Here is a 19,314-nt window from a genome sequence, read left to right as displayed (position 1 = left end):
CCAAAGGTGGTGGCAAAGGACCTATAAACATTATTGTTTGTTTATCTTTCAAAACCTATTTTTTTAAAATTTGCTTTAAAGTTGCCTTTTTTAAATTATTAAACATATACGACTCTTGTACATATAATGGGATACACAACATCATAAGTATATGAAAATAAATAATGTCATATCCCTGAACAAGACTCATTGTTACAAATGCCAACAAAAGTGAAAATATTATTACGAAATGATTGGGAAAAAGTCTTTTTTTTAGCTTATATATAGACCTTATATAGATCAAAAAGAATACGAACCCTATAATACCATTTGATATTAATATTTGAAGAAAACCATTATGCGACAAAAGACTTTTACCTATTTTATTTTCTGTCCGCTTAATCAATTCCGTTTGCCCTATTCCAAAAACCTTTTCCATCATTTTTGCCTCCGAAAAGATTTCAATATTTGTTAGATATATAAGGCCTCTTCCACTCCCGACAGTTTCAAATGAATCTTCTTTATAGTACTTATCTTCACCAATAATTCGCTTGAGCAACACCTCATTATTCATTACCCATAGGGCAGTTAATAAGGCCAAAAAACCACTAATTGCTATGAGACGAAATCTTGATGATTTTTCTTTTTTACCAAAATAAAAAATCATAGGTAATACGCCTATAACGACCATTGCCATTCCTGTTCTCACATAAGTATTTATTAAAAAATAAAAACCTAATGCCAAAAGCACTGTAAGAAACGGACGACTATAAGCTTTAATGAACCAAAAGTAAAGTATGACTAAGAATGATCCAGCAAGTGCTATTGATGCAGGATGTGCGCCTTGAAATGCACCAATCAATCCTTCAGATCTGCCACCATATTTATTCAAGTTATAAATATCACCCAAACTAGCTATAAGACCGAGTTTATATGGAATAAATGATAAAATAAAAAAAGAGGTTATAAATAACAAAGCTTTCTGAAGTTGTACTGTTGAATATTTTAAAACGTAAATACCGAACAGAGGCAAAATAAGAATAGTGGCAAACAATAAGACGGCGTTGATTGGATTCACAAACACCTCTATACTAAACAATTGCAAAGTAGCTATAGCAATAAGAGGTTTATAAATAAAAAAAATGTTCTTATCTCTTCTCAATAAACTAATCAGCAGAAACACCAATACTAAACCTTTCCAAGCGTGGGAAATTTTTATTGGCCCAATATATAATGTTTCAAAATGAAATAGAAACAATAACACTAATCCGAAAAAGAAATATTTTATTGTAGTTATAAATTTTCTAGATTTCAAAATTTCCTCAACTTAGATTTAAAAACGCTTTAACTATTTTCTCAATGCTATATTGATCTATATCTTCTATTCTCAACGTATTTTCGTAATCTCCATTTAAGAATTCCAATACTTTCTTTTTTTCTACATTCAATGGAGAAATTGATAAAATTGGCCTTTCTAATAAAGCATAGTCAATCAACTTACTTGGTCTTTGCACGTTGCCTTTGTTTTCCAAGTTTAACAAAAAATCCATTTTACCAAGCACTTTTAATAAGACTTTACGAGGCACATAATCCTTTATTTCTAGCTTATCTCCCAATTTAGATTTATAAGGTATTAAGAAATCTTTATTTCGAGTATATAAAATACATTTGAAATCTCTGTTGGTCTCAATTAAAAAATCTAATAAAGGTCTAGGATCTCTTAAGCCCGAACTCAAATTACCAGCATAGGCAAAAGTTGGAACATCATTTAAGCCTTCCACAAAAGAAGGCTTAGTATCATTAAAATTAAAACCTTGTGGTATCACTTTTATTTTCTCTCTACAAAATTTTGGATATGCTTTGATTGCTTCCTTTATAGGTATTGTGATAAAATCCGCACGTTTACAAAACCAATTTTCGATGATTCTATAATAAAATGGATATGGCAAGCGACCATGTTGATTATTAGCAAAGGGATCGCCACAATCTGCAACCCAAGTTTTTGTTAACACTCTATTCTTTGCCTTTGCTAATGCTACCCCAAAATGAACGGTATAAGGATGTGCTACCGATATCAATAAATCATAATCTTTTTCTTTGAGCAAAGCATTTTTGAAATATTTGCCAAGTGCTATATGTGGGTATTGAAAAAAATACAATAAACTAAATCTAAAAATTCGCTTTATACCATCACCCTGGATTTCAGGCGGTTCATTTTTTACTATTGACTTAATCTTAAATCCATATTCGCTCTCTAAGTTAGAATAATCAAACGGTTTTTCTGTAGTCAGTACAGTTAAGTCATGCCCTTGTCTTGAAAATTCTTTGGCCAACTCAAATGCTCTGAACGATCGCGGAGAAATCTCTGGATGAAAAAATTTAGTAACTATTAAGATTTTTTTCGAAGTCATTTCTTTCAGCTTTGGACTAATTATTACAGTGTTAGAACCTTTTTATTGTTTCCTATTAAAAAGTGGTTTAAAGGCTGAAAAATAATTAATGCCAAATATTTTACCTGTACTTAAAATAAAAATTCCAAACATCACAAAAGTTATGGTTAACCTTAAAATCAAATTGTCGATATCAATTAAATAATATTGAATGATAAAAACCAATGCTATTGCTCCAAAGGATTGAATAAGAGATAATGCCATCTGTTTCATCGGAAAAAACTTTAAGAACTTAATTTTTAAAATCTTTGATGCCAAAAATACAAATATGAAAATTTTAATTATGCTCAATGAAGTACTGCATATAGCTACTGCAATTGGAGAATTAAAAATAACAACAACTGCATAACTCAAAACCCAAATAGCAATAGCTAAATACATATGAACCCTTGCGTAAAGTACAGTTCTGCCTGTTGCCAAAAATAAAGGAGCAAAGACTATAATATTAAAAAAATTGAGCATTAGATTAATCCGAAAATAATTGGATGAACTTTTATAGTCACCGGAAAACAACAATACAACGATATCTTCTGCGTATACCATAAAATAGATTAGCAATGGATAAATTAAAATTGCAGATTTCTTTAGTGTATTTCTCCATGTATCGAGTACTGCTGTATTATCACTTTTATTGATATGAAATTGTTTTGAAAAAATTGGCATTAAAACCACAGCAACACTAGATGTAATCATAGATACAAATGGTAGATTGATAAATCCGTTGGCGTAAACCGCATAGGCATCTGCACCAAAAAATCTACTGATGTAAAAAACATCGGACGACTTAATTGCGATTCCCCAAATACTCGCAGCTACTAAGGGTAAACTATATTTAAGAATGTCCTTAAGCTCTAAATTGGTTTTAATGTTCTCTATTTTTTTAAAGGGAATGGATTTAAAAAATAAAGCGATCACCAATGTAAAGACAGATGCCAATATCCATCCGTAAAGAGCGTAAATATAATTCGCCTCATACATTACCACAGGCCAAACTATAAAAAACAACATAATACCTCTGGTGAGTGTATTGTAAATGGCTATATATATTGATTTTTTATAGGTCGAAAAAATACCTTCAATACCTAAGGTTGGCAATAACAAAAGTGGTACAGGAGAAAAAACTTTTAAACCATATGCTAATTCTTCATTGCCTAGTATATTGGCAATAACTCCAGAGAAGACATATAAACTTAAAGAAAATATGAGCCCACAAACCACTAAAACCAAGCTCACCTTTTTCACGATGGCTTTTCCTTCAGCTAAACTATAGCGAGGCAAAAAATAGGCGAATACTTTTGGTAAACCAGCAGAAAACACAACTAATAGTGTGGTGTAGGCAAAAATTATTTGTCTGTAAGTACCATACTCCTGTTTATCTAAATACCGAGATAGGATGGCTGAACTTACAATTGCTAAACCAAAAGCACTTAGGCTCCCAAGAGCCACCCAAAACGATTGTATGGTGTTATTTGTGGAGTTTGACAACGTTAACTAATTGAGCCTTTAATTTTATACATGATTATTTCTTTTTTGAAACTACCTGTTAGTGTAAATTTACCTTTTAGGAATGATTTAACTGCTTCAATCGGTGCGTATCTATAATTAAAATGTACTAAGAAAATTTTCTTTTGTTCTACATTGAGGTCTGCGTAGTAATCCTCTTCATAATAGTTAACATGTTCTCTATAGAGTGGATTTTCTTTAAATGGGACAAAAACATACAACGCTTTGCATTGCGACAATATTTGCTTCACTATTTGTTTATCATCTGTGATATGTTCCATCACATGAGAGGCGATAACGACCTCTTGCTTATTTACCTTTTGATGGTTTCCGCTTGAAAATTCTGCGATATCTCCATAGGCTTCCTTGCAAATTTGTATGGCTTCTTCAGAAAAATCTATACCGTATAACTTAGCTTGAGGAAAGGACGTTTTATAAATCGGTATTGCATCACCCAACGCACAACCGAAATCTAAAATTTTACCATCGTAGTCAGAATTTAAATCCATTTGAGCCACATTGGCCTTAGCATACTCTCTAGTCTGCCGATTTCCGCTTTTTCCCCAATTTTTAGTTCTAAATCTTTTTTCCCAATAATCTTTAGTATTAATATTTTTCAAACCAATTAAGTCTCTTTTGTTCAATTTTAAAAATCTTGTGTCTTTAGTATCTTAATCTTTCGATTTCGAAAATACATGTACTAACGCACAAATCTAAAACAAAAAGGATTAGCATTTGATCCACTCTTTTTCCATTAGGAGAAATTAATTTGCATAATAACCATTTCACAAAAAAACTTTCATATTTCACTGTATATCGCCTAACCTCTATATCCAGAATCCAAAAATGTTTGTGCCCAAGTTTCGAAAGCAAAAAACATCCATAATTTTCTCAAGTCATTTTCAGAATACCCATTATTTTTTTTGTTCCAAATTTTAGACACCTCTTTATAATCAAATAAGCCTCTTGTTTTTATTCCTGGCAGTAATTGATCTTCTATGCGTTCATTCATTTTTGATTTCAAAAACAAGTCGCTTAACGGCAAAGGGAATCCGCTTTTTTCCCGGTACACAAAATCGTTATTAAAGCGTTTTGCCGCAAGTTGCTTTAAGATGTGTTTTGTGTAGAGATTGGGTTTTTGTAAATGCAATAGGTTATTGCATCTTTTTACCAGTAATTCACTTGGTAAACTGGACACTAATTCTATCATATTTCGATCTAAAAACGGCACTCTGTTTTCTACAGAATGCGCCATAGTCATTTTATCTTGCCTGTTTAGCAAATCGACCAGGTATGTTTTTATATCGTATGCAGAAGCTCTTTTAATCAATTCCCCTTCCGATGGAAACAATTCTTTTCTTTGCGCAATGACTTGTTCTACATCCTTACCTATACTAAAAGTATTAAACTCATTAAAACTTAAGACAGAACTTCCTAAGATAAATAGGTCTTCTGGTGTACGCCCAAACCTATATTTATACTTGATTTTATTGCCAATGATCGGGAGTTTTAAAAAGCGTTTTAAATACATGTTGTGTCTGCAGGACAAATCATGAAATCTTGTGTAGCCACCAAATACCTCATCAGCACCTTCTCCACTTAATAATACGGTAACATTCTCTTTGGCTCTTTCGGCAAGACGTTTTATACCGATTGTGTTTGCTATGCTCATAGGTTGTTCTAAATGCCAAGTCGCTTTAAAAAAGTTCTCCGATGCATATTGACTGGAATATTGGTACCTATGGGAATCTGAATTGGTATGATTTGTAACATAGTTTATAAATGCTTCTTCGGAATATTCCATATCTGAAAATACAATAGAGAACGTATCCATATTTGCATTAAAAAACTCACGAGCATAGGTTGTGACCAATGACGAATCTATACCTCCAGATAATTGACAACCCACACGAACATCGCTCATTAACTGTGATCTGATGCTTTCTTTGAATGTAGTCTCCAGCAGTTCTAAAGCATCTTTAAGATTTATATTTCTTTTACGTGTTAAATTATGTGACCAATATTGTTTCACCTTTACCGCTTGCTCTGAAACCTCATAGTAGTGCCCTGGTGGTATTTGTTTGACGGCTTTATACAAAGTGCGGTCATGCGCGCAAAACCTGAACATAAGAAATTCGTCGAAATGATCTGTATTTAGTTCTGCCCTAAACTCTGGATGCTCTGTAAACGATTTTATTTCTGAAGAAAACATCAAAATGTCTGGCGTCTGGTAGATATACATTGGCTTAATGCCAATTTGGTCTCTAACAATGAAGCTTTTTCGCGCTTTTAAATCCACAATAATAAATGCGAACATGCCATTAAGGAGATCCAGCATTTTATTGATCCCATATTCTATATAGAGATAGAGCAATACTTCAGAATCTGTTTGACTTTTTATAGGATGTCCTTTCGCAATTAACTGGTCTCTAAACGATAAGGCATTATAAGTTTCTCCGTTGTAGGCTAAAATATAGTTACCGCAGTGCGATATCATTGGTTGATGTCCTTTTTCTGATAGGTCTAAAATAGATAGTCTATTAAAACCAATACCTGCATGAAGATGGCTAAATTGAGAGGTTTCGTTATCTATAATTTGGACTTTAGGATCTTTAAATAAAGAAAAACCAACCATACCTTGGTCATCAGGTCCACGATGCGCTTGTACATCTGTCATTCGCTTAAGCACATGACTGTTTAGTGGCTGATTATTTAAATTTATAAAGCCTGTAAGACCACACATGCATTAAATTTTATGAATTACAGATCGCTATATTGCTTTTATCCGTTAATATTGGTGTCACTTATTATTACCCAGCCTTAACTGTCCTTATAACTTTGCTTTACCTATTTTAAATAGATTGATTTAAGCCATCTTGATACACTCACAAATCTAAAACAAAAAGTATTAGCATTTAATCCTCTCTTTTTTCCGTTAGTAGAAATTAATATGTATTAAATCCATTGCAACATAAAAATCTTACATATTTTACTATATTTAAGCCCCAAATCTCTGTACTGACCTGCCTTATAATTAACATTTTACAGAGAAATGAAACAATTTTACATTTTAGCTTTAGCGGTTTTAGTAAGTAGCTTGGGCTTTGGGCAGACTACAATTTATACTGATGAATTTACGGGCGAGAACAATAAGGGACAAATAGGCTCAACCTTAGATCTCTCTGGAGTAGATTGGACTCTAGATACCTCAGCAGGTTCCTTTACAAATAATTCTGATTATTTTGCTGTTCAAGGGGAACAATTTGAAGCTCAAGACGTAGATGGCACTGTTATCTTTACAAGCCAAACATTTTCAATCAATGGATTTTCTAATTTAACTTTTAGTTTTGATGCAGGTGCAAGTGGAGATTTTGAGGCTGGATCAGATATTTATGAAGTTAGGGTATTCATCGATGGTAGCTCTCAGCTTCTATTTGAAGGAGTAGTAGATGAGGATATCACAGGAGATCCTATGTTTTTTGGAACAACTCAATTATCTTCAGTTCTCCAAAATTTTTCTTCTACAGTAACTGGAACTGGCAATAATGCCTTTGTTCAAATTTCAGTAAATAACAATGTTGGTACAGAAAGATATTTTTTTGACAATTTAGAAGTAACCGGTAGTGACGACAGTTTAACTCCAACCATAACTTTCGATTCTGCCACAAGCACTGAAAACGAAACCAATGCAACCTTTAACACCTCAATACCTTTGACCATGACCAATTATGAAAGTGATGTCACAGTTTCGGTTAGTGTAAATGGCTCAAGTACGGCAGAAGCTGAAGATTACACACTAAATACAACTTCTCTATCCTTTACTGCAAATGAAACTTTAAATGTTTCTTTAGATATTAATGAAGATGCGGATTTTGACGATGAAACCTTAATTCTGGATATTGCTGTGACAAGTGGTACTGCCGATTTAGCAATCAGCCAACATACCATTACAATAGAGGACAATGATGTTCCAGTTCTTATCATAACGGAAATCATGCAAAATCCTGATGCCACAGACCAAGTAAATGGTGAGTATTTCGAGGTTTATAACCCTACAGATATCGATATCGACATGAACGCGTGGACCATTAGCGATTTTGGCACAGACTCACATGTAATTGGTTCTTCTGTTATAGTGCCATCCTTAGGATTTGCTGTATTGGGAAGAAATGCTGATGAAGGTGTTAATGGTGGAGTTGAGGTAGATTATGATTATTCAGGTTTTCAATTGAACAATGAGGATGATGAAGTTATACTCACAGATAACAATGGTAATTTAATTGACCGTGTGGATTACACAGGTTCTTCACCTTGGCCAAACCCAACCGGAGCAGCCATGATATATACTGGTTCTGATATCGAGGATAACAATGACGGTAGTCTTTGGGAAGAATCAACAACTTCAGAAGGGATTGACAGTGATTTTGGTTCTCCAGGTAGTAATGGGACAGGTCAAATTGTAACCTATCTGGCCTTTAAAGATGGTAGCTGGAACACCGACCCGAACGACTCAAACAGTAATAGAAATGCGATTATTCAATCTGGCACCTACACTTTGCCTACAGATGTAGGGTTTAACGATATGTTTGTAGATGCAGGTGCTGCAGTCGTGGTACCTTCGGGAGTTACTTTAGCGACTGCTTCAGTGAATTTAAGATCTACTTCTAGCCAGTATTCTAGTTTACTTTCAAATGACAACGTTCTTGGTACCGTAACCTATAAGCGTCATGTGAACCAACAAGGTAGTGATGGAGTTTCTGGAGGTAATGATCTTATAAGTTTACCGTTATTTCCGTCAGTAGTTGAGACTTTTGATCAATTTCTAACCAGAGGTACTCCAGATAATGCTTCAAAATTAGCCTCAAATTCGATTCCTGGTTTAACCACTTACGGATTTGGACCTTATGATAATTCATCATTATCACCTAGATATATTAATTATACTTCGCAAAGTACCGATGCTCTTGTCCAAGCTAAAGGATACAGAGCGGCATTGACCAATGCGGACGAAACATTGACCTTTACAGGTGCCATAAGTGCTGACGACGTGACTTTTACGCTAACAAACCCTGCAGTTGGGAACTTTTGGAATCTTATTGGTAATCCATTTCCAACTTACGTGGATGCTCAAGATTGGCTGGAAGTAAATAACGTATTCTTAGACGAAAACGCCGTTGCCATATATGCTTACAATAGTGGTACGTATTCTGGTAATGAAGCAGAAACAGGAAACTTTACTATTATTAATATGGCTTCTAACAACACATTGAACATAGCACCTGGACAAGCCTTTTTTATAGCTGCTGGTGAAGTTAATATTGTCACCGGCAATCCTGGCACCGTTATTTTTGGTGGTAATTCAGGCGGATTCCCAGACGATATGCGAACCACCGTTGGCACCGACGATTTTATTGAAGGCAGAACCAACACGACCAACTACAATCTTAAACTTGCTTTGACTGGAAATAGTACTCATTTTACCAATTTTTATTTTAATAGCAATTCCAGTTTAGGTTTAGACCCTGGATATGACGCTGCCTCCTTTGAAGCTTTTGGTGATAGCGCATTTTATTCGCAATTGGTTGAGGATAATCAAGACAGAGCCATGGCGATACAGTCACTTAACGAAAATGATCTAACTGATGTTAGAATTCCGTTGGGAGTCAATGCCAATCAAGGTGAACAACTTAGTTTTTCAATCGATTTTTCTGACCTGCCAAGCGATGTTAATGTTTATTTGGAGGACAATGTAGCCAACACGATTACGTTATTAAATACTAGCGCTTATACCTTTACACCAAGTAGTGCTATTGAAGGTACAGGACGTTTCTTTTTACGTTTAGCAAATAGTGTCCTTAGTACTCAAGAAAATAGTTTTGACAACTTGAATATCTACACCCAACAATCGACCAAAACTATTATCATTGAAGGTTTATTGAGTCTAGAAACAACAGCAAATATTTACGATATACAAGGTCGATTAGTAGCCTCTGCAGTTTTAAGCACTGATAACACATCACAAACGATTAATGTTGAAAACTTAAACACAGGTGTCTACATAGTAAAATTGAACAATGTAGAACAAACCAAGTCACAAAAGATAATTTTGAATTAAATTATTTAAAATAAATATTGAAAGCACCTTTAATGAGGTGCTTTTTTTATTTTCAACCATATATAATTTATATATATATATATATATCCTCTTTTTGTTCACAAAGATTTAATGTTCAAACCACATCTTTATATAAACGACATAGCCATCACAATTAAAAAATCCATCACCAAACTTAATTCATGGTTAATAATTAAAAAGATAGTAAAATCTACATATTTTACTATATTTGAGTTGTTTAAGTCTTAAATCACCAACCTTATTATTTAAATAAGCTGCTATGAAAAAAAAATACCTGCTATTTTTAGCCTTTTGTATAACAATAATTGGCTTTGGGCAGACAATTATTTACGATGCTGACTTCTCTAACAATGGAGACGGCTTTGCCGATCATACAACCGCTTCACCACCTGCAGTAGGGCCTATTTCAATTGGTCCTTTTGGAAGCATCCAAAATTCTTGGAATTTGTCTTACGATACTGCTCCTATCACTGATGGTACTGCGAATTCCTTTAAAGTTGTTAGCGGTGAATTACAGAGTGATGATTGGGGAGGACAAGGTATTTTTATGAGCCAAAGTATTGATGTTTCTGGCTCTACAACCATAAACATAACGGCCTCATCAACTAATGCAGGTGCAATCGAAGGTAACTTTATCTATTTTTATATATTGGATGGTGATGCAAGAGTAGAAACAAATGTTGGAGCGACTACCACAGGTCAGTCTATAAATTATTCTGTTTTAAATTTAGATGTCTCTGCCAACAACTCTTTAGTAGTGGGTTTTGAATTTGATGAAGATGGACTTAACCAAGGTTACTCAACCTCAGAATTTCAAGTAGAAGATGTTTTTAATGGTTTAGTTTTTTATAACAATAACTGGACACCATCACCTCCGGATATCACCACTGGAACTTTAGATGCGAAAATTTTAAATGGTGAGTATATAGTAACAAGCAATGCAAATTTAAACGATATGTTTGTGACGCCTGGTGCAGGTGTCAATGTCCCAACTGGATTCTCTTTGGTTACAAACTCAATAAATTTGCAATCTTATTCCCAAAGCTACTCCAGTATTATAGCAGATGGCTCCGTAACCGGAACGCTAATTTATTCGCGTTTTACAAATATAATGAGCTCCGCACCATCCGAAGGCAATGATTTAATTTCGGCACCTCTTGCTGGAATAACATGGCAAGAATTTATAACCACAGGGTTGAACACAACAGTAATGGCCCAAAATTTTTTAGGTGTTACAACAGATTATGCCTTTGCACCCTTTGATAAAACAACTGGTGATTTTGAAAACTATAACAGTAGTACCTTAGGAGAAACTTTGGAATCTGGCAAAGGTTATAGAGCTGCAACAATCGAAGGAGCTAATTTACTATTTCAAGGGTCATTACCAACAACTCCTGTATCTATACCAATTACGGTTTCTGGCCCTCAATTTATGGAATGGAACTTAATTGGAAATCCTTTTCCCTCTTACCTTAAATTGTCTGAATTTTTAAATACGTCTAACAAATCAGTATTGGATGACGTAAGAGAAGCTGTTTATGGCTATGACGGCACAGATTATCAAGTTTACAACCAGGCATTTTCTGATATGAACCCAACTTTTTTAATAGCTCCAGCACAAGGTTTCTTTGTTGCTGCCGCTGCTGGAGGTGGTTCTATTAATTTTACGGATATTATGCGGTCTTCAGGAAATACAGATGATTTTATAACTGGAAGATCAAATAACGTTAATATTTCAAATTTAAAATTAAGTATTGCCACATCATCCAAAAGCTTTAGTACGGATTTTTATTTTACGGAAAATGCAACTCGTGGGCTTAATCCAGGTTATGATTCTGCTGTATTTGGAGATATCGCACCCACATTTTCTATTTACTCACATTTAGTAGAAAATAATGTAGGCTTACCTTTTGCTGTACAATCCTTGGGTGATACAGATATAAACGATACAACCATTCCTTTAGGCGTAAATGCCAATCAAGGTGAGCAAATTACATTCACTATAGATTATACAGACTTACCAAGTGAGGTAGAAGTTTATTTAGAAGATAATGTTGCCAATACGGTTACTTTATTGAATTCTGGTGATTATGTGTTTACACCAAATTCTGATTTAAACGGTACAGGTCGTTTCTTTCTGCGCTTTACAAATAGTGTGCTTTCCGCTCCCGAAAACGATTTTAACTCGTTGAGTATCTATACAGATCAACCTTCGAGAACCATTGTTATAGATGGGCAATTATCTGAGGAGACGGTTGCAAATGTATATGATATACAAGGTAGATTAGTAACAACTAAAATATTAGAGGTGAATACAATATCACAATCCTTTGACGTTAGTAGTATTAGTACTGGAATATATGTAGTAAAATTGAGTAGCAATAGTCATAGTAAAACTCAAAAAATAATTTTAAAATAATTTTAAAAACTAATCAAATAATATTAAAATCAACGTTTATAGGGTTTTGCTTAAATAAATAGATTATTTTATTATTTTTGAATTAAAAATATGGACTTGCACCATGAAAGAAGAAAAAAATACAAATAAAATCACACGTAAAGACGCCATTAAAAAAATGGGTAAATATGCAGCGTTGACTGCCGTCGGTACGTTTATGATTTTAAACCCACAGAAAGCCCAAGCGCAATCTCCACCAGATCCAGGAGGAGGACTTTTCGATTAATTTTCAATTTTAGTTTTGGACAATCTACTTGCACCAACTTATGAATACTCGTTTGGTGACTACTGGGTATTATGGTTTGAGCCATCCAATTGTTACAATGTCGTCGACCACCAATTTAAATCTATCTTAGACTATTATCTCCAATCCAAAGATCTACCGGATTTTCTAAATGCGCTTTCGCAAAAAAATATTAAAGATTTAAAGATCATTGCCCAGGATCTTCATAATTATTTAAAGGAATGCAACAGAACTGCTAACGTTAAAGATTTCAGCACTACAAAGAAGACTAATAACAAAAGGCATATTAAAACTACATATCGTTATAACAATCAAACTTTTACTGTCTATTTCGATTCGAGTTTGGTTAAGAAAGTTATTCATGCTGCAATTGCCCATCTCGAGATAGCAACGACCAATTCGGCAGATACAGTATTTGATATCTACTTAGAAAACGATGATTTATTTCTGTATAAAAACGATAAGCTATTGACCACAGTACCGAAGCAAGCTTATCATAAATTACAGGGAAAATTTATGATGCACTTGTTTTGTACAATCCATAATAAGCCTGAAAACGAATGGATTGGCACGTTTCATGGATCTACTGTAAGTGATGGTTCATCGTCTGTTCTTTTTATTGGAGTTTCTGGCAAAGGAAAAAGTACGTTGTGTGCACTATTGGCCACTCAGGGCTTTGAACTCGTAGCTGATGATGTGTCTCCTCTAGCAGCCAATGATTTAAATATTTACACCAATCCAGCTGCGCTATCGGTAAAAGAGGGTTCTTTCGATATTTTGAGTCCTTTAGTTGATGGTTTTGAGTCTTTTGAAACGCTTAAGGTTAATCCATCTAAAGGACGTATTAAGTACATTCCTTTTCCAAAACCGACTCAAAACAAATACACGTGCCAAAACATAATTTTAGTAAATTATAAAAAAAATGCGGTGACAGAACTTGAATCTATTTCAGTTGCTCAGCTTATGGAAACCTTGATACCAGATACATGGTTATCACCTAATCCTGCTCACGCCAAATCATTTTTAGAATGGTTGCAGAACGTGAACATGTATGAACTTACCTATAGTGATACAGCTCAAGTTACCAATTTAGTTACAGACATTTTTACCGATAATAGCACCACTTAATATTATCTTATATTCGCATTAAGACGGCGTAGCTTCATGGCAAATCTTGTTACCACATACCAGTTAATTGCAGATATCCTCAGTTTTAATTCTAATCCCAAAGCGTTGGAAGCACAATTAAAAGATGAGAAGATGAATTGGGACGCAATGGTTACCGAAGGCAGCAAACACTTAGTGCTGCCAACCATTTATTGTCGATTGAACAATAAGCAATTGCTCAATTTTTTACCGAAAGAGCTAGAGACATACCTCGCAGAAATTACTTCCATCAATAGAAATAGAAATGAGGCTATTATTAGACAAGCCAAAGAATTGTCTCAGTTATTAAACGCTCACCACATTGATCATGTCTTTTTAAAAGGAACGGCACTTTTAGTTTCAGGATATTACAAAGATATTGCTGAAAGAATGGTGGGAGACATAGATATATTAATTGCAGAGCATCAAATTAACAAAGCGTTTGACCTTGTAGTCGAGAATGGCTATAAACCAATTGCATCAACATTAGGCACAGATTTTTTTGATTCTAAACATTTGCCAAGGTTAACTACAACCAACAATATAAGCGCGTTGGAATTGCACTTAAAACTTTTTACGACGTATAAAAGTGAGCATCTTCAACCAAAGGATATTCTTGAACATAAATTTAGTGATGGCAGACTCTACCTGCCATGTAATCGGCATTTAATTTTGCACAATATTTTTAATCATCAAATCAATGATTACGGGACCTATTATAATTATTTAGATTTTAGATCAGCCTACGATACCATTGTCCTAATAAAACAGGACGAAACTAGTAATCTTAAAGCGTCAAAAAACAAGCATATTATTAAGCACTTTAAATTGCTTGGGATTTTTTTTAGTGATTTACATCAAACAATGAATATATCAATAAGCAATAAAAACCGTTTCTATTTGCTTAAATTAAAATACCGTTGGATAAATAACGTCTATGTAAAAAGTCTTAAGTTGCTAGCTACTTTTAGTATGTTTATGCACAGATTTTATATGTTTCTATTTAATTCTAAATATAGAACAGCAATATTAAAAGATCGAAAACGTGTTTTAGCATTAATAAAGAGCAAGCTCTTACTAAAATCGAAGCATAATTCGTTGGAATAAGTTCTGCCAAGTGTTTGTTTTATAAGCCATAAAGTTTAACTTTGATTTTTAACCAATTTTTTTTCTCATGAGAAAATTATTATTAGTTTTCACGCTAATCACTTTTACTTCATCAGTTTTTGCACAGCGTGGTGACAATGAATGGTTTGCAAGTGTTGGACTTAATGCTATTAACAGTATTGGATCTAAATCACCTATTAACAGTCCTGATGAATGGGCCTTTAAAATCCCTATTGCAGCGTCAATAGAACTAGTCTGGCCAAGTGGGCTTGCTATAGAGGAGTCCATTACACTCAATGGATTTTCTGAAAATGATGTTATTGACGGAGCTATACTTACTGAAGATTACACCTATCTTTCTTTTGATACGCATGTAAAATATTATTTTGGCCAACAATTATTTCCAGATTTTGACCAATTAGATTTTTATGGTTTGGCAGGTGTGGGAATTTTTTCAATTGAGGATACCAATATATCTGGCAACCTTGGTGGCGGAATTCTATATTGGGTAAACAGAAGAAAAACATTTGGAATTAAAGCACAGACTGTTGCCAAATTTGCCTTGGACCATAAGTTTAGTGGGTTTGACAACAACCACTTTCAGATACACCTCCAAGCTATATTCGCACTTTAAAAAACAAATAAATTGTATTAAAAAAGCCTCTTCTAGAGGCTTTTTTTAATTTAGAACATGTTGTTATTTTGACTTGAGCAGCTCATCAAAATATGCAATGGTATGTTGTAAACCTTCTCTTAAATGCACCTTAGGCTCCCAATTGTTCAGTTCCTTTTTCGCCAATGTAATGTCGGGTTGTCTTTGCAAAGGATCATCCTGAGGTAAAGGCAAATAGATGATTTTTGATTTTGAATTGGTGAGTTCTAAAACCTCTTTGGCCAATTCTAGCATAGTAAATTCAACTGGATTACCAATATTGACTGGACCAATGAATTCGTCGCGACTATTCATCATACGGCAAGTGCCTTCCACTAGATCATCTACATATTGAAAACTGCGAGTTTGCTTTCCGTCGCCAAAAATGGTGATATCATCTCCTTTTAATGCCTGAACAATAAAATTCGATACCACTCTGCCATCCTGAGGATGCATACGTGGTCCGTAAGTATTAAATATTCTTATAATTTTAATTTTTACGTTGTTTGAATTATGGTAATCCATAAACAAAGTCTCAGCGCAACGCTTACCTTCATCGTAACAAGATCGCAATCCTATTGGGTTGACATTGCCCCAATAACTCTCTGGTTGAGGATGCACCGTTGGGTCACCGTAAACTTCACTTGTTGATGCCTGTAATATTTTAGCTCCAACACGTTTGGCCAAGCCCAACATATTAATAGCACCCATTACAGACGTTTTAATGGTTTTAATAGGATTATACTGGTAATGTATTGGTGAAGCTGGGCATGCAAAATTATAAATTTCGTCTACCTCAACCATATATGGATTTGTAATATCATGCCTCACCAATTCAAAATAATGATGGTCCATTAAATGCTCAATATTTTGCTTAGAACCCGTAAAATAGTTATCTAAACAAATGACCTCGTTGCCTTCACTTAATAATCGTTCGCATAAATGGGAACCCACAAAACCTGCTCCTCCGGTTACTAATATTCTTTTCATTATATCTTGATTACGATGGTCTAAAAATACTATTTTATTTAAGAGTGATGGGTTGATAAACAAAAATGAATGATAACCTCTATTTAATAACCTCCAAAATTAAAATTCAGCATTTGTTTCAAATATTGATAGAGATGTGGGAATTGAGATTTAAATTCTCTTGGAGTTTCAATAAAATTTTCCAAAAGCACGGCAAAGAATTCGTACTGGTTGGTAAAGGCGTAAGCTCTAAAATATTTGGATTGTAGTAAATCTTGTCTAATTTCTTGATGATTTTGTAAATACGTGGTCAGCTCTTTAAAACCTTCAATAAATATAAGACTGCTTACATCTCCTCGGCTCATGGCGTTGAGATGTATGGCGTGACCAAATTCGTGAATACCTAAATTGAGATTATCATTGCCAATCTCATATCCTTGCAAAAAATCCTCCCACGAAAATACAACAGTTTTCAAATTTGGATTGGTTTCCCCTTTGTGATAAACTTTATTAGAGTACGAGTAAAATGCCATAGGATATACAACAATATGGTCTATAATTTTTATTTTATAATTACGAAAACCAAAAGTAAGCATCACTGCAGTTGCAGAAATCAGGACCTTCATTTCATCCGTTATCTGCAAGTTTTCCCTAGCTACAAAATTTTTAGATTTAATGAATGCCGCTAAACGATGTTTGAAAATTTCTTTCTCTTTATCATTTAATTTTTTGAAAAAACTGAATTTTGTTCTTAAAATGTTAAGCTGGTCATTAGATAACTTTTGACGAAAAAGTATCAGATTCAGAAAATAAGGTTTACCATTTCTGAGGGCATAGTTCTGCTCAAAATAACGGTAAAATCTGCTCATGACCACCCATGTCATACTTGCAAAAAAAATAAATAAAAGTATGAATTCGGTAGTTGGGCCAATACCGTATTTTTCGATTTGAAGCAAATATAACATTGACTAAATATAGGAAAGATAATTCATTAAAAATCTTTATTCTAAATCCGTAATAGGTATAGTATTTAATTTAATGTGTACTCTAATTGTGAAAAAACAGTACTTTAGAGTCATCAATTTGTTGCTATATCTATACCAATGTAAGAACACTGAAATTGGAATAATTGTGAAATCCATTCCTATTACTATTTAAAAATATGGGACTAACAAAACAGAAAATCGGACTTGTTCTTGGTCCATTATTATTTTTCGTTATACTAAAATTTGTACATCCAGATGGCTTAAGTGAAGAAGCGAATGCCATTTTGGCCTCGGCCGTTTGGGTAGCCATTTGGTGGATTACTGAAGCCTTACCTATTGCAGCCACAGCTTTGTTACCCATAATCTTATTTCCTCTAAGCGGCGGATTATCGTTACAAGACACTACTGCTTCTTACGGTCATAAGTATATTTTTCTCTTTATTGGCGGCTTTATTTTAGCAATTGCCATAGAAAAATGGAACTTGCACAAACGAATAGCGCTGAACATTATTAAAGTGATAGGTACTAACGTGGTACATATTATTTTAGGCTTTATGGTTGCCACTGCATTTTTATCAATGTGGATTTCCAATACGGCAACTGCAGTAATGATTCTTCCAGTTGGCATGGCTATTATTGCTCAATTAAAAGATATACCTGAAACTATTGAGAATGAAAATCTAATTTTCGGAAAGGCATTGATGCTAGCTATAGCTTACAGTGCATCCATTGGTGGCATTGCTACGCTTATTGGTACACCACCAAATTTGGTTTTGGCTGGAGTGGTCCAAGAAAGTTATGGTGTTGAAATTACATTTTACCAATGGTTCAGTTTTGGATTTCCAATCAGTGTTGTATTTCTGTTATTATGTTGGATTTATTTAACGCGCTTTGCTTTTAAATTTGAGCAGAAAAAATTTCCAGGTGGTAAGGCTGAAATCAACAGACAGCTCAATCTACTTGGTAAATTATCATTTGAGGAAAAAGTAGTGGGTAGTGTCTTTTTGTTTACTGCATTGGCGTGGATTTGTAGGTCGCTTTTAATTCAACCTTTTATTCCTGCTATTGATGATACTATTATTGCGATTACGAGCGGATTAATCTTGTTTATTTTGCCAACCGAGAATAAAAAACAAAGACTTTTAAATTGGGAGGACACCATTAGATTACCATGGGGAATTCTGCTTTTATTTGGTGGTGGCATGGCTTTGGCCTTAGGATTTGAATCCAGTGGACTGGCAGTTTGGTTAGGCCATAAAATGACATCGTTACAGACCGTACCACTTTTGGTTTTATTACTTGTATTGGTAGCATCAATAAATTTTTTGACGGAAATCACTTCCAACCTTGCGACCACAGCAATGCTATTACCTGTTTTGGTCTCTATGGCAACAGCCATTGACGTACATCCTTACTTTTTATTAGTTGGTGCTACCGTTGCAGCTTCATGTGCGTTTATGCTACCTGTTGCGACTCCACCTAATGCCGTTGTATTTGGATCTGGACTACTTAAAATGGAAGATATGGTCAAAAAAGGAATTTGGCTAAATGTTATTTCCATAATTCTATTAACCTTGGTAGTTTATTTCTTGCTGCCTTTACTCTGGGATTTGAAACCCTTAAAGTGAAATATATAGTTATTGGATAATAATTTATTAGATATTTCTGCTTGGAAATACTTCAA

Annotated in this window: 14 protein-coding genes; 7 read left to right on the top strand and 7 right to left on the bottom strand. The window is 34.1% G+C overall.

All coding sequences use genetic code 11. The features are described 5' to 3' along the window. Window positions 1–55: 55 nt before the first annotated feature. From HM983_RS02490 to asnB, 5 genes are all read right to left on the bottom strand, one after another. A complete protein-coding gene (locus HM983_RS02490) occupies window positions 56–1,294 on the bottom strand; it encodes an O-antigen ligase family protein (protein WP_179343789.1) in 1,239 nt (412 codons plus the stop codon). A gap of 7 nt (window positions 1,295–1,301) precedes the next feature. Continuing rightward, the gene (locus tag HM983_RS02485; RefSeq protein WP_179343787.1) at window positions 1,302–2,312 is read right to left on the bottom strand and encodes a glycosyltransferase; all 1,011 of its coding nucleotides are present in this window, start codon (window positions 2,310–2,312) and stop codon (window positions 1,302–1,304) included. A 120-nt stretch (window positions 2,313–2,432) separates the two neighbouring features. Beyond that, window positions 2,433–3,914, bottom strand: a complete 1,482-nt coding sequence (locus HM983_RS02480; protein ID WP_179343785.1) for an oligosaccharide flippase family protein — start codon at window positions 3,912–3,914, stop codon at window positions 2,433–2,435. Window positions 3,915–3,916: 2 nt separating this feature from the next. Beyond that, window positions 3,917–4,576, bottom strand: coding sequence for a class I SAM-dependent methyltransferase (locus HM983_RS02475; RefSeq protein WP_179343783.1), 660 nt, complete (start codon window positions 4,574–4,576; stop codon window positions 3,917–3,919). Window positions 4,577–4,752: 176 nt separating this feature from the next. Then, complete coding sequence (asnB, locus tag HM983_RS02470) at window positions 4,753–6,675, bottom strand: asparagine synthase (glutamine-hydrolyzing) (protein WP_179343781.1); 1,923 nt, start codon at window positions 6,673–6,675, stop codon at window positions 4,753–4,755. A 309-nt stretch (window positions 6,676–6,984) separates the two neighbouring features. Between asnB and HM983_RS02465 the strand changes: the two genes are divergently transcribed. From HM983_RS02465 to HM983_RS02440, 6 genes are all read left to right on the top strand, one after another. Further along, window positions 6,985–10,047, top strand: a complete 3,063-nt coding sequence (locus HM983_RS02465; RefSeq protein ID WP_179343779.1) for a T9SS type A sorting domain-containing protein — start codon at window positions 6,985–6,987, stop codon at window positions 10,045–10,047. A 280-nt stretch (window positions 10,048–10,327) separates the two neighbouring features. After that, a complete protein-coding gene (locus HM983_RS02460) occupies window positions 10,328–12,487 on the top strand; it encodes a T9SS type A sorting domain-containing protein (protein ID WP_179343778.1) in 2,160 nt (719 codons plus the stop codon). 103 nt (window positions 12,488–12,590) lie between these two features. After that, window positions 12,591–12,752, top strand: a complete 162-nt coding sequence (locus HM983_RS02455) for a hypothetical protein (protein WP_179343776.1) — start codon at window positions 12,591–12,593, stop codon at window positions 12,750–12,752. A 15-nt stretch (window positions 12,753–12,767) separates the two neighbouring features. Next, entirely contained in the window at window positions 12,768–13,898 is a 1,131-nt protein-coding gene (locus HM983_RS02450) for a hypothetical protein (RefSeq protein WP_179343774.1), read from the top strand. Window positions 13,899–13,934: 36 nt separating this feature from the next. Then, on the top strand, window positions 13,935–15,023 hold the full coding sequence (locus tag HM983_RS02445) for a nucleotidyltransferase family protein (protein ID WP_179343772.1): 1,089 nt from the start codon (window positions 13,935–13,937) through the stop codon (window positions 15,021–15,023). Window positions 15,024–15,090: 67 nt separating this feature from the next. Next, complete coding sequence (locus HM983_RS02440; RefSeq protein ID WP_179343770.1) at window positions 15,091–15,657, top strand: hypothetical protein; 567 nt, start codon at window positions 15,091–15,093, stop codon at window positions 15,655–15,657. Between the two features lie 63 nt (window positions 15,658–15,720). Here HM983_RS02440 and HM983_RS02435 read toward each other — a convergent pair whose 3' ends face one another. Both HM983_RS02435 and HM983_RS02430 read right to left on the bottom strand, forming a co-directional pair. Continuing rightward, the gene (locus HM983_RS02435) at window positions 15,721–16,665 is read right to left on the bottom strand and encodes a UDP-glucuronic acid decarboxylase family protein (RefSeq protein WP_179343768.1); all 945 of its coding nucleotides are present in this window, start codon (window positions 16,663–16,665) and stop codon (window positions 15,721–15,723) included. Window positions 16,666–16,748: 83 nt separating this feature from the next. Further along, window positions 16,749–17,513: a zinc-dependent peptidase gene (locus HM983_RS02430; protein WP_246277440.1), complete on the bottom strand. Its 765-nt coding sequence runs from the start codon at window positions 17,511–17,513 to the stop codon at window positions 16,749–16,751. Window positions 17,514–17,806: 293 nt separating this feature from the next. Here HM983_RS02430 and HM983_RS02425 point away from each other — a divergent pair, with 293 nt between their 5' ends. After that, window positions 17,807–19,258 (top strand): SLC13 family permease, encoded by a 1,452-nt coding sequence (locus tag HM983_RS02425; RefSeq protein WP_179343764.1) that lies wholly within the window; start codon window positions 17,807–17,809, stop codon window positions 19,256–19,258. Window positions 19,259–19,314 lie beyond the last annotated feature (56 nt).

Source organism: Winogradskyella ursingii, assembly GCF_013403975.1.
Lineage (GTDB): Bacteria > Bacteroidota > Bacteroidia > Flavobacteriales > Flavobacteriaceae > Winogradskyella > Winogradskyella ursingii.
The sequence above is the reverse complement of the archived record's forward strand: the minus strand, read 5'-3'. Positions and strand labels throughout refer to the sequence as shown.

Excerpts from the sequence above, each read along its gene's own strand:
- asnB (WP_179343781.1), bottom strand. The coding sequence starts at position 6,675 with ATGTGTGGTCTTACAGGCTTTATAAATTTAAATAATCAGCCACTAAAC.
- HM983_RS02465 (WP_179343779.1), top strand. The coding sequence starts at position 6,985 with ATGAAACAATTTTACATTTTAGCTTTAGCGGTTTTAGTAAGTAGCTTG.
- HM983_RS02455 (WP_179343776.1), top strand. The coding sequence starts at position 12,591 with ATGAAAGAAGAAAAAAATACAAATAAAATCACACGTAAAGACGCCATT.
- HM983_RS02435 (WP_179343768.1), bottom strand. The coding sequence starts at position 16,665 with ATGAAAAGAATATTAGTAACCGGAGGAGCAGGTTTTGTGGGTTCCCAT.
- HM983_RS02430 (WP_246277440.1), bottom strand. The coding sequence starts at position 17,513 with ATGAGCAGATTTTACCGTTATTTTGAGCAGAACTATGCCCTCAGAAAT.
- HM983_RS02425 (WP_179343764.1), top strand. The coding sequence starts at position 17,807 with ATGGGACTAACAAAACAGAAAATCGGACTTGTTCTTGGTCCATTATTA.
- HM983_RS02440 (WP_179343770.1), top strand. The coding sequence starts at position 15,091 with ATGAGAAAATTATTATTAGTTTTCACGCTAATCACTTTTACTTCATCA.
- HM983_RS02445 (WP_179343772.1), top strand. The coding sequence starts at position 13,935 with ATGGCAAATCTTGTTACCACATACCAGTTAATTGCAGATATCCTCAGT.
- HM983_RS02460 (WP_179343778.1), top strand. The coding sequence starts at position 10,328 with ATGAAAAAAAAATACCTGCTATTTTTAGCCTTTTGTATAACAATAATT.